The sequence below is a fragment of the Methylobacterium sp. CCH5-D2 genome, assembly GCF_001556475.1.
Lineage (GTDB): Bacteria > Pseudomonadota > Alphaproteobacteria > Rhizobiales > Beijerinckiaceae > Methylobacterium > Methylobacterium hispanicum.
Genome location: NZ_LSIX01000746.1, coordinates 1 through 10,705, shown reverse-complemented (window position 1 = coordinate 10,705; position 10,705 = coordinate 1). Strand labels below are relative to the sequence as shown.

General features: G+C 72.4%; 13 protein-coding genes. 3 read left to right on the top strand and 10 right to left on the bottom strand.

Annotated features, from left to right (window positions below; all coding sequences use genetic code 11):
* From AX737_RS19725 to AX737_RS19715, 3 genes are all read right to left on the bottom strand, one after another.
* The coding region (locus AX737_RS19725; protein ID WP_156453846.1) for a PAS domain-containing protein at positions 1 to 1,783 on the bottom strand (1,783 nt) is incomplete at its 3' end.
* Between the two features lie 331 nt (positions 1,784 to 2,114).
* Positions 2,115 to 2,360, bottom strand: coding sequence for a hypothetical protein (locus AX737_RS19720; protein ID WP_066924348.1), 246 nt, complete (start codon positions 2,358 to 2,360; stop codon positions 2,115 to 2,117).
* A 90-nt stretch (positions 2,361 to 2,450) separates the two neighbouring features.
* Complete coding sequence (locus AX737_RS19715) at positions 2,451 to 2,681, bottom strand: hypothetical protein (protein ID WP_066924346.1); 231 nt, start codon at positions 2,679 to 2,681, stop codon at positions 2,451 to 2,453.
* Positions 2,682 to 2,930: 249 nt separating this feature from the next.
* Here AX737_RS19715 and AX737_RS19710 point away from each other — a divergent pair, with 249 nt between their 5' ends.
* Together AX737_RS19710 and AX737_RS19705 are read left to right on the top strand one after the other, a co-directional pair.
* The gene (locus tag AX737_RS19710) at positions 2,931 to 3,194 is read left to right on the top strand and encodes a hypothetical protein (RefSeq protein WP_238232053.1); all 264 of its coding nucleotides are present in this window, start codon (positions 2,931 to 2,933) and stop codon (positions 3,192 to 3,194) included.
* Positions 3,191 to 3,433 (top strand): hypothetical protein, encoded by a 243-nt coding sequence (locus AX737_RS19705; protein WP_066924342.1) that lies wholly within the window; start codon positions 3,191 to 3,193, stop codon positions 3,431 to 3,433. Before AX737_RS19710 ends, AX737_RS19705 begins: the two co-directional genes overlap by 4 nt.
* A 495-nt stretch (positions 3,434 to 3,928) precedes the next feature.
* Here the strand turns inward: AX737_RS19705 and AX737_RS19700 are convergent, their stop codons facing one another.
* The 4 genes from AX737_RS19700 to rpsU form a co-directional block, all read right to left on the bottom strand.
* Entirely contained in the window at positions 3,929 to 5,398 is a 1,470-nt protein-coding gene (locus AX737_RS19700; RefSeq protein ID WP_066924340.1) for a PAS domain S-box protein, read from the bottom strand.
* Between the two features lie 210 nt (positions 5,399 to 5,608).
* A complete protein-coding gene (locus AX737_RS34640) occupies positions 5,609 to 5,773 on the bottom strand; it encodes a hypothetical protein (protein WP_197430642.1) in 165 nt (54 codons plus the stop codon).
* 360 nt (positions 5,774 to 6,133) lie between these two features.
* Positions 6,134 to 6,493, bottom strand: a complete 360-nt coding sequence (locus AX737_RS19695) for a hypothetical protein (RefSeq protein ID WP_066924338.1) — start codon at positions 6,491 to 6,493, stop codon at positions 6,134 to 6,136.
* Positions 6,494 to 6,794: 301 nt separating this feature from the next.
* Positions 6,795 to 7,115 (bottom strand): 30S ribosomal protein S21, encoded by a 321-nt coding sequence (gene rpsU, locus AX737_RS19690; RefSeq protein WP_066924336.1) that lies wholly within the window; start codon positions 7,113 to 7,115, stop codon positions 6,795 to 6,797.
* Positions 7,116 to 7,363: 248 nt separating this feature from the next.
* Here rpsU and AX737_RS19685 point away from each other — a divergent pair, with 248 nt between their 5' ends.
* Positions 7,364 to 8,509, top strand: coding sequence for a low specificity L-threonine aldolase (locus tag AX737_RS19685; RefSeq protein WP_082773159.1), 1,146 nt, complete (start codon positions 7,364 to 7,366; stop codon positions 8,507 to 8,509).
* Here the strand turns inward: AX737_RS19685 and lysA are convergent.
* The 3 genes from lysA to AX737_RS19670 all read right to left on the bottom strand — a co-directional run.
* On the bottom strand, positions 8,461 to 9,729 hold the full coding sequence (gene lysA / locus AX737_RS19680; protein WP_066924334.1) for a diaminopimelate decarboxylase: 1,269 nt from the start codon (positions 9,727 to 9,729) through the stop codon (positions 8,461 to 8,463). The genes AX737_RS19685 and lysA overlap by 49 nt on opposite strands.
* A 21-nt stretch (positions 9,730 to 9,750) precedes the next feature.
* A complete protein-coding gene (locus tag AX737_RS19675; protein WP_066924332.1) occupies positions 9,751 to 10,122 on the bottom strand; it encodes a lipoprotein in 372 nt (123 codons plus the stop codon).
* A 134-nt stretch (positions 10,123 to 10,256) separates the two neighbouring features.
* A partial coding sequence (locus tag AX737_RS19670) for a glycosyltransferase (RefSeq protein WP_156453845.1) occupies positions 10,257 to 10,705 on the bottom strand: 449 nt, incomplete at its 5' end.

Below are 10,705 nucleotides of genomic sequence, written 5' to 3'. Positions count from 1 at the left end.
ACTCGACCGAGGAGCGGATGATGGTCAGCAGGTTGTTGAAGTCGTGCGCCACCCCACCCGTCAGCTGCCCAACCGCCTCCATCTTCTGCGACTGGCGCAACGCCTCCTCCGCCTGACGGAGCTCGGTGAGGTCGCGACCGAAGCCGTAGAGCACGCCGTCGTCCGGCACGATCGTCCAGAGCACCCGGCGACGGCCGCCGTCGGCGACGAGGCTCGTCAGCTCGATATCCTCGATCATCCGGCCCTCGGCCAGCCGCTGGAGGGCGGTCTCGGCGGCCGGCCGGTCCTCCACCCCCACGAAATCGAGGATCGTGCGGTCGGCGACCTCCGCCTCGCTCCAGCCGGTGGCGCGGCTCCAGGCCGGGTTGACGCTGCGGATCCGGCCGTCGCGGCCGGCCACCACCTTCAGAACCGGCGACAGCGTCCAGATCCGGTCGCGCTCGCGCCCCTGCGCCTCGATCTGCGCCTCGAGCTGCTCGGTGCGGGACTGGAGCCGGGTCTCGGCATGCCGGGCATCGGTGACGTCGTGCACGAAGACGTAGAACCCGTCCGTCGCGGCCTCGCCGTGCTCCGCGGCGCGGCGCGGCATGTAGCGGATGTCGGCGATGCGCACGCGCCCGTCCGGCCAGCGCCACGCGCGCTCGATGCGTGTCTCCTCGCCCGCGAGCGCGCGCTCGAGCGCCGCGCGGCGCGCCTCGAATTCCGCGGAGCCCAGCACCTCGGCGACGGAGCGGCCCACGACGGCCTCGGGCCCCTGCCCGAGCCAGAGGCGGTAGGCCGCGTTCGCGAAGCGGTAGACGAGGTCCCGGTCGATGAAGGCGATGAGGACCGGCATGGCGTCGGCGACGAGCCGCAGCTCGGCCTCGCTCGCCCGCAGGGTCGTCTCGATGCGGCGGCGCTCGGTGATGTCGTTGAACAGGACGGCGACGCGGTTCAACGCCGGGTCGTCCACCCGGTAGGCGTAGACGTCGTACCAGCGGCCCGTCGCGCTCGCCGCGCTCTCGAAGCGGACCGGTTCGCCCGTGCGGGCGACGCGGCCGTAGATGTCGAACCAGCGCTGCTCGTGCTCCGGAGCGAGTTCGCGCATCCAGCGCCCGGCGGCGTCCGTGAGCCCGGTCTGGACGACGAAGGCGCGGTTGAGTTCGAGGAATCGGAAATCGAGGGCGCTGCCATCCGCGTCGAGGCGCATCTCGATCAGGCAGAAGCCCGCGTCGATCGACTCGAAGAGCGAGCGATAGTGCTCCTCGCGGCGCCGGAGGGCGGCGGCGCTGCGCCGGGCCTCCAGCTGCGCCATCACGGTGCGGGCGAGCGCCTTCAGGATGAAGAGCTGCGCCTGCGTGAGCGCGCGCGGCTCGCGGTCGAGGACGCAGAGCGTGCCGATGGCGTAGCCCTCCGGCGTCGTCAGCGGGACGCCGGCGTAGAAGCGCAGGTGCGGCTCGCCGAGGACCAGGGGGTTGGCCGCCCGGTCCGGCTCCGCCGCGAGGTCTTCGAGAACGAGAACGTCGTCCTCGCCCAACGCCTGCGTGCAGAAGCCGAAATGCAGCGGCATTGCGCGCGCCGCGTGTCCGACGGCGGCCTTGATCCATTGCCGATCGGCATCGATGAAGTTGATGTGCGCCATCGGCGCGTCGCAGGCCTGCGCCGCCATCTGCGCGATGTCGTCGAAGGCCGTCTCGGGCGGCGTGTCGAGGATCGCGTAGGCGTGAAGGGCCGCCAGACGACCGGGATCACGCGGATCGAAGGCCGGCGAGCGGGTGCCGGCTCCCAGGGGACCGTGCGTCATCGCTGACGCCGCGCTCCCCGGCCTCCGGACGCCGCCGGCGATGGGGCGTACCCGAACCCTCCCCGGGGCGCCCAGACGGCGGAGGAAGGGGCATGTCCTGTCTGCGGGGCGGGCATTCCGCTGGCGTAGCACGCACAACCGCAGGTGTCGCCGAAGAATCGTCGGGTCAGCAAAATGGACTACCCCTTCTGCGCACTCGCCTGCCCCGCCCGACGGGCTATGGTGGTGAGGCCTAGAGAAGGAACTCGGCCCGCCCGGCACCCGCCGCGGCGGGCATTCTTTTGCCGGAGGGGTCCGCGCCCTCGCCCGCGCGACGCGCCGGATCGCGGCCTCAGTGCTTCATCAGCCCCTCGACACTCTCGAGCGGCGAGATCTTGCCGGCGAAGCGCGCAATGCGGCTGAGGCTCGGCTCGGACAGGCCGCCGGCATTCGCGAAGGTGGCGAGGGCGAAGCTGACGAGAAGCTCGGCCTCCTCCTGCGTCATCGCGCGTCCGCTCAGGGTGCTGGCCGCGCCCTTCACCGCGAGGACCGCCTGACGGAAGGCCGGGTCCCCCTTGAGTTCCTCCAGACGTCTCATCGCTTCCTCACCGGGTCGCCGCCGCCGCGCCGCCCTCTCCCACACGATGTATGAAGAAACGGGAGCGAATGTACCCCCCGGCCGTCCCGCTCAGGAGAAGAGCAGCGCATGTGCGACGCCGACGCCTGACCGGTGGGAGAAGCGGCTCGCCCGCAGGTAGGCGGCGCGCTCCATCAGGCGCTCGGCGGCGCCGCTGCCCGGTCGCGCCGCGCACAGGCGGCGCGCGGCATCCTCCAGATCCTCCGGCTCAAGGCCCGACCAGGGCGACGGCTCGGGTTCGGGTCGGGACGGGCGCGCGGGGTTGGAGAGGAAGGCTTGCATCGGGGCGCTCGGGAACCGCGTCCCCCGCTCTCCGAGGACGCCCCCGCACCTTGCCCGGCCGCACCTGAGTGACGGCTGAACGGCCGCGCCCGCGGCGCCGAGGCGGTCCGCGGGCCGTCCCCGCCGGGGGCGGCGGTGCAGTCCGACCCGGCCCGACCTGAACCGGCGCGGCTCTGCCCCGTTGATGAGCCGGACATGCGAGGAGGACGAATGCGGAACGATGGCGGCTTACCGGACGGGTCCCTGGACTTGCTGAGCGCCCAGGCGCTGCGCGTCCAGGAGGCCGGCCTCGCGCTGTCCGACGAAATCGTCCTGTTCACCCTCGGGGCGCAGATGGCCTGGCTCGAGTTCTGGGCGCATCCGTTCCTGCAGGCCGGCGCGGAGCTGCAGGCCTGGCAGGCGCGGCAGGCCAGGACGGCGCGCCTGGTGCGGCGCGGCGTGCCCGAACCGCTCGCGCGCGAGGGCCTTCACCTGCTGCCGACCGGACCATCGAAAGCTGCGGAGTTCCCATGACGAAGCTCTTCATCGCGCGGCTCACCGGAGCCGAGGGCGAGCGCCCCCTGGTCACGGTCCGCGCCGCCGCCGAGGGGGAGGCGCGCCTGTTCCTCGAAGCGGCCTTCCCGGACGACGTGGTCGCGGAGATCGCGGAGCCGGGCGCCTGGGTGAGCGACGCCGACACGGGCACGGAGGCCGGCGACGTACGCGAGCACCCCGGCGTGACCTGGCAGGCCCCCACCAGCCACGCCGACTGAGGCCGGCCGATGGCGGGCGGGAGAATGACAGCCTCTGTATTGAACGATACCGCTGCCGTTGATTTACATCGATCAAGATCAGATGACGACCGTCCGCGGCGCTAATCCTTTCGCGCTGCGGATCAAGAACCATGAGAGCGAGATTTCCAGACCTGCGGACCTCGACTTTCTCTCGATCACCCGTAGACTGCCCTGATCAAGTCCGGAGGGCGGACGCCCTACGGATCACCGGATCGGTATGGTTCCTCCGAAGGGCCGGTCGCGGTGATCCGGGGCGGCGTGTGCGGCATCGGTAGAGATGCCGCCACATTTCGTCTGTAGCAGCGCGTCCGCCCAAGCCCTTCGTTCGGGGCCCGGCGCCTGTCCGACCGCGTCGGCAGGTTCGACCATCACTCAAGCCCGCCCGGTCCTCCTCCGTGGCGGGCTTCTTTGCGCCCGCCCGGGCCTCACGCCGGACCGGTGACGCCCGGGCTCCGGCGCCTCCAGGACGGTGCCCTAGGCCAGCACGATCGCCGGCAGGGGCGCTTCGGCCACGAAGACGAGGCCGCGCGGCCGGTACTCGATCTCGGCCGTGCCGCTGATCTCCTTGGCGAGCGCCCACTCGATCATCCGGCTGCCGAAGCCCTTCCGGGCCGGCTCCGACACGTCGGGGCCGTCGACCTCCTGCCACTGGAACCAGAGCTGCGGCGGATGCGTGCCCTGCACGATGTCCCAGCTGACGAGGACGCGGCCGCCATCGGCCGAGAGCGCGCCGTACTTCACGGAATTGGTCGAGAGTTCGTGAAGCGCGAGGGAGAAGGCGAGCGCCACCCGCGGCGCGAGCTGGATCTTCGGGCCGCCGGTCCTGAAGCGGTGCGCCTGCTCGACGCCGAAGGGCTTGAGCGCCGCGTTCACCACCTCGGTGAGCGTCGCCCAGTCGCCGCCCTCGCGGGTCAGCACGTCGTTGGCGGCGGCCAGCGACTGGATGCGCGCCTCCAGCACCGTGCCGGCCTCGGCCACCGTGGCGGCGCTGCGCAAGGTCTGCCGGGCGATCGACTGCACGGTGGCCAGCGTGTTCTTGACCCGGTGGCTCAGCTCGCGCGCCAGTAGGTCGCGGTGCTCCTCCGCCCGCTTGCGGTCGGTGACGTCGAAGATCACGCCGGCCATGTAGAGCGGCGTGCCGTCCGCCCGGTAGGTCGGCTGGCCGCGCACCAGCAGCCAGCGCGTCTCGCCCTGCGCCGTGACGATGCGGTACTCGATGTCGTAGTCCGAGCGCTCGGCGATGCAGCGCTCCATCTCCGCCCGCATCCGCGCGCGGTCCTCGGGGTGCACGGACGCCACGAGCCGATCGTAGCCGAAGGCATCGCCCGGGCTCACGCCGAAGATCCGGCGGCACTCCTCCGAGGCCATCAGGCGATGGGCGTCGAGATCGAGGGTCCAGGCGCCGAGCCGGCCGGCCTTCAGGGTGAAGCGCAGGCGCTCCTCGCTGCGGCTGAGGTCGAGCACCCGCTCGCCCACCTCGGCCTCCAGGGCGTCGCGGTCGCGCTGGAGCCGGACCAGCCGGTCGCGCTCCAGGGTCACGTCGAACTGCGAGGCGAAGAAGTAGGTCAGCTCGCCGTCGTCGTCGAAGACCGGCGAGACGAGGAGCCGGTTCCAGAAGACCGAGCCGTCCTTGCGGTGGTTCAGCAGCTCGATCTCGATCGGAACCCGCCGCTCGACCGCGTCGCGGATCCGGGAGACGGAGGCCGGATCCGTCTCCGGTCCCTGCAGGAAGCGGCAATTCTGCCCCAGGATCTCGTCCCGGGCGTAGCCCGTCAGCTTCTCGAAGGCGCGGTTGACGAAGATGATTGGGTTGTCGGGCTGGCGCGGATCGGTGATCAGCATCGGCATGCGCGTGGTGCGCACGGCTGCCGCGAACGGATCCGGCCCGTTGCCGAACCGGGCGAGCTCCCGGTTGATCCGCGCCTCGTTCCGGCTGTCGCTCAAGCTTGAAAACCTTCTCGGGTGCTGCCTGGAACGGGGCGATGACAGGGCGGTTCGGTGCCGCCCCGCCGAGGGGCAGGCGAGGATGATCCGAATCCTTGCGTAGGATGGATCCGTCATAGGCGAGACCGAGGCGACATCCAACTCGCCGTGGGCGCAGGTGTTCCGGCGCGGGCTCCCTGCGGGAGGGCCGCGGCCCTGCCCCGACGCCGGTCAGCGGAAGAGCGGAAGCGCCGCCCCGAGGAGCGCGAGGCCCGTGAGCAGGAGCGTGCCCGCGGCCGTCTCCAGACATTGCGGGCGGACGGAACGTCGCATCGCGGCCCGGGCCAGACCCGCGCCCAGGGCGAGGGTGGCGGTGACGAGGGCGAGATAGGCCATGGCCGGCCTCAGGCGGGGCGGGCCGCAGATGGTGGGCGCGCGCGGTCTTGGCGAAGGGACTGCATCGGTGAGGGCTCCGTCCACACCTCTCCGCGCGTCGCCGAGCCGGGTCGCGAAGGGTTGGGCGAGCCTAACCGGCCAAGCGTCCGGCGGACCTCATCCGATAGGGGGACGGGGCCCGGTGCTCCCCGTCGAACAAGGTCTATGCCCGGGCGGACGAGCCCGAGGGCCACCGGGGTGGACCGGCTTCGCGGAGGGCCGCCGGCCCCGTGCGGGCGCGCGAGGACCCGGACGCGAAGCGGCCGGCCCCAAAGGGCCGGCCGCTCACGATCCGGGACGCGTGTCCGTGCGACTCCGGCCTTACCAGCCGTAGCCGTAGGCGGGGCCGCCCCAGGAATAGCCCGAGTAGCCGTAGCCGACCGGGGCGTAGCCGTAATCGTAGCTGCGCACCACGCGGCGCGAGTAGGTCGGCGCGTAGCCCACATCGGTGTAGCCGCCGTAGCCGTAGGCGGGGTAGCCGCCGCCGTAGTCGTAGCCATAGGCCGGCGCCCCGTAGCCGTAGGCGTTCGAGGCCGCCGCACCCACCAGGGCGCCGGCGGCCAGTCCGCCGATGACGCCCGCGGCGACCGCGCCGCCGCGCCCACGCGCTTCGGCGCCGGTGCTGGCAAGGGTGCCGAGACCGATCAGGGCCGCGGCCGAGATGGCAGCAAGCTTACGCATCCTCATCTCCTGTATGCGTTGCATTGGCGCTCCAACACCCCGCGGCGCGGAATGGTTGCACTGCACATCGCGGGGCATCCGAGCACGGATGCGTGAAGAGGAGGGAGCGAAAGCTCGGCTATGGCGCGCGAGGACTGGCGCGGGCCGGCCGCATCGGCGCGATGACTTGGTTCCGCGCCGCGACGTCCGGTCGCCGGAGCTTGCGGCCCGCGCGGGCGGAAACAGCAAAAAGGCCCGCGCCGCAGGAGCGGCCGGGCCTGATTGCACGTTCGCGAGGGCGCGCCCGGTCGGGCGCGCGGCCTTACGAGGCGACCGCCGGAGCGGCGGCGGGCTGCTGCGTCTGCGCTGCCGGGCTCGCCGAGAAGCCGCCGGGACGACCGCCGCGGGCGGGGAAGCGGGGCTTCGGCTTCGGGGCGGCGATCAGGCCCTCGCGGATCGCGGTCTTGCGGGCCTGCTTGCGGGCGCGGCGGACGGCCTCCGCCTTCTCGCGCGCCTTGCGCACGGAGGGCTTCTCGTAGGCCTTGCGCTGCTTCATCTCGCGGAAGATGCCTTCGCGCTGCATCTTCTTCTTGAGGACGCGGAGCGCCTGATCGACGTTGTTGTCGCGAACGAGTACCTGCAACGGACTGGATCCTCTGGAACTTGCAATCTGATCGGGTTGGTTCGGGCCGCGCCCGAGCCGCAGGACGGAAACCGTAAAACGCCCCTGTCCCGGGGATCGCCCGGGCGGGACGCGGTCTCGATCATCGCGATTCGGGGCGTAGTCCGCACCTTGCGGGTGCCTCTACACCAAGTCCGGACGACTTCCAACCTGTTCCGCCGGGACGGAACGCCGGATACCGTGACGGCGACGGCAGAACGACGGGCAGCATGACCAGCGACGCGCAGCAATTCGCCAGCGACAACTACTCGGGCATCTGCCCGGAGGCCTGGGCCGCCATGGCGGCCGCCAACGCGGGCCACGCCCCCGCCTACGGCGAGGACCCCTGGACGGCGCGCGCCGCGGACGCCTTCCGGAACCTGTTCGAGATCCCCTGCGAGGTATTCTTCGCCTTCAACGGCACGGCCGCCAACGCGCTCGCGCTCGCCGCCCTGTGTCAATCCTACCACAGCGTGATCTGCGCCGACGCCGCCCATGTGGAGACCGACGAGTGCGGCGCGCCGGAATTCTTCTCCAACGGCTCGAAGCTTTTGACCGCCAGGACCGAGGGCGGCAAGCTCACCCCCGACGCGATCCGGGCGCTGGCCAAGCGCACCGACATCCACTTCCCCAAGCCCCGCGTCGTCACCGTGACGCAGCCGACCGAGACGGGGCAGGTCTACGGCCTCGACGACCTGCGGGCGATCGCCGCGACCTGCCGCGAACTCGGCCTGAAGCTCCACATGGACGGCGCCCGCTTCGCCAACGCCTGCGCGTCCCTCGGGTGCAGCCCCGCCGAGATGACGTGGCGCGCTGGCGTCGACGTGCTCTGCTTCGGCGGCACCAAGAACGGCATGCATGCCGGCGAGGCGGTGGTGTTCTTCGATCCGGCGCTCGCCGAGGATTTCGGGTACCGCTGCAAGCAGGCGGGCCAGCTCGCCTCGAAGATGCGCTTCCTCTCCGCTCCCTGGGTCGGGATGCTGGACGAGGGCGCGTGGCTGCGCAACGCCCGCCACGGCAACGCCTGCGCCCGCCGCTTCGCCGACGCCGTCGCGGACCTGCCGGGCTTGCGCCTGCTCTTTCCCGTCGAGGCCAACGCCGTGTTCCTGGCGATGGCGCCGGACGCCATGGAGCGCCTGCGCGGCCTCGGCTGGCGCTTCTACACCTTCATCGGCGGGGGCGCCCGCTTCATGTTCGCCTGGGACGCCGACCCGGACCGGATCGATGCGCTCGTCCGCGACGTGCGGGCGGTTGCCGGACAGGAACCCGTCGCAAGGCTCCGCCCCGAACCCGCGAGAGGCCCCGGACCTTTCGAGACCCCGACCGCTCAGGCGAGCCAGTCGGGCACGCGGTCGAGCCCGATCAGCTCCTCGTAGGTCTGGCGCGGGCGCACGACGGCCGCCTCGCCGTCCCGCACCAGCACCTCCGGCACGAGCCGGCGGCTGTTGTAGGTGCCGGCCTGGACCGCCCCGTAGGCGCCCGCGGTCATCACGGCGATCAGGTCGCCGGCCTTCAGCGCGGGCATCTCGCGGTTGAGCGCGAGGTAGTCGCCGGTCTCGCAGACCGGACCCACCACGTCCGCGACGATGCGCGGGCCGTCCGGCGCCGGCTCCGCGACAGGGCGCAGCGCGTGGTAGGCCTCGTAGAGGGTCGGGCGGATCAGGTCGTTCATCGCCCCGTCCACGATGATGAAGGTCCGGCCCTCGCTGTGCTTCACGTAGATCACCCGCGTGACCAGGATGCCCGCGTTGCCGGCGATCATCCGGCCGATCTCGAAGACCGGCCGCAGCCCGAGCGGCCGGAAATGCGGGCGCAGCGTCGCGGCGAGGGCCGCCGGGTCCGGCGGGGGCGCGTTGTCGTCCCGGTAGGGGATGCCGAGGCCGCCGCCGAAATCGATGTGCCGGAGCGGGTGGCCCGCCGCGATCAGCTCGCGGGCGAGCCCGCACAGGAGGGCGGCCGCGCTCGCGAAGGGCGCCAGGTCCGTGATCTGGCTGCCGATATGCATGTCGAGGCCGTGCACGGCGAGCCCCGGCATCGCGGCGGCCTCGGCGTAGACCGCGGGCGCGCGCGTGATCGGGATGCCGAACTTGTTCTCGTACTTGCCGGTCGAGATCTTGGCGTGGGTGCCGGCATCGACGTCCGGGTTGACGCGGATCGAGACCGGCGCGCGCGCCCCCAGGCTCTGGGCGACCTCCGAGAGGGCGGCGAGTTCCGGCTCGCTCTCCACATTGAAGCAGAGGATGCCGGCCTTCAGGGCCGCCGCCATCTCGTCCTGGGTCTTGCCGACGCCCGAGAACACGATGCGCTCGCCCGGCACCCCGGCCGACAGCGCCCGGCGCAATTCGCCCTCGGAGACGATGTCCATGCCCGCGCCGAGCCGGGCGAGGGTGCGCAGCACCGCCTGGTTCGAATTCGCCTTCATGGCGAAGCAGACCAGCGCCCCGTCGCCCGCGAAGGCCTCGGCGAAGACCCGGTAGTGCCGCTCCAGCGTCGCGCTGCTGTAGCAGTAGAACGGCGTGCCGACCGCCTCGGCGAGCGGCGTCAGATCGACCGCCTCGGCGTGGAGGCGGCCGTCGCGATAGTGGAAGTGATGCATCGGTGCGCCCGTCCGGGCCTTTTACAGGAGAGGGTCGAGGATGAAGGGGGCCTTCGGAACCCGGTAGCCGCGCTTGGCCCCGCGGCTCGTCTCGATCGGCGCCTCGCTTCCGCCCGCCGGCACGGCCGACAGGCTGAGTTCGTCGCCGGCCCGTACCGCATCGGGAGCGGGCGTGGCCGAGCCGCCGCCCAGCCCGATGCTGTCCGGCAGCTGCCGCGGGCTCGCGGTCGCGCCGGGCGTGGCGCCGGCGGCCGCCCTCGCGTCGGTGCCGAGCCCCGCACCGGACCTCGCGCTCGCGGCCGGGGCTTCGAGCGCGCCGCGCCGGCCGCAGGCCGAGACCGTGAGCGCGAGGCCGACGGCGGCGAGGAGCGGCAGGGCACGGGTCGGCAGCATCGCGCTTCGGGTCCGGGAGGTTCAGCCGGCCGGCGGCCGGGGCCGGGGCAGGCCGGGAAGACGGCCTCTTCTAGCCGCTGCGTGCGCCCAAGGCGAGCGCGGGGCGGCCACAGGCGCGCGGGTCGGGTGTCGGCTCACAGGGAATCGAGCAGCGGCGACACCGCCGCGAAATGCTCCGGCCAGCCCGGCGCCCGGTAGCCCTCGAGCCGGGCGGCGAGCGCCGCGCGCGCCGTCGAACCCGGTTCCGCCAGGGCCGCGACGGCCCGGCCCCAGCCCGGCCCGTCGAGGGGGTCGAGGAAGTCGCAGAAGCCCGCACCGATCTCGCGGTGGACCGGGATGTCGGAGGCCAGGACCGGCAGGCCGGAGGCCGCAGCCTCCACGATGGGGATGCCGTAGCCCTCGGTGAAGGAGGGCATGAGGAGCGCCGTGGCACCGCGCATCAGGGCGGCGAGGCCGTGGGTCGAGAGGCCCGAGACCTCGACCACGTGCGGGCGGATCGCCTCGCAGCGGTCGAGCAGATCGACGATGTTCTCCGCCTCCCAGCCGCGCCGCCCGACCAGGACGAGGCGGGGCGTCTCCGGCC

Excerpts from the sequence above, each read along its gene's own strand:
- AX737_RS19720 (WP_066924348.1), bottom strand. The coding sequence starts at position 2,360 with ATGAGACGTCTGGAGGAACTCAAGGGGGACCCGGCCTTCCGTCAGGCG.
- AX737_RS19715 (WP_066924346.1), bottom strand. The coding sequence starts at position 2,681 with ATGCAAGCCTTCCTCTCCAACCCCGCGCGCCCGTCCCGACCCGAACCC.
- AX737_RS19705 (WP_066924342.1), top strand. The coding sequence starts at position 3,191 with ATGACGAAGCTCTTCATCGCGCGGCTCACCGGAGCCGAGGGCGAGCGC.
- AX737_RS34640 (WP_197430642.1), bottom strand. The coding sequence starts at position 5,773 with ATGGCCTATCTCGCCCTCGTCACCGCCACCCTCGCCCTGGGCGCGGGT.
- AX737_RS19695 (WP_066924338.1), bottom strand. The coding sequence starts at position 6,493 with ATGCGTAAGCTTGCTGCCATCTCGGCCGCGGCCCTGATCGGTCTCGGC.
- AX737_RS19685 (WP_082773159.1), top strand. The coding sequence starts at position 7,364 with ATGACCAGCGACGCGCAGCAATTCGCCAGCGACAACTACTCGGGCATC.
- lysA (WP_066924334.1), bottom strand. The coding sequence starts at position 9,729 with ATGCATCACTTCCACTATCGCGACGGCCGCCTCCACGCCGAGGCGGTC.
- AX737_RS19675 (WP_066924332.1), bottom strand. The coding sequence starts at position 10,122 with ATGCTGCCGACCCGTGCCCTGCCGCTCCTCGCCGCCGTCGGCCTCGCG.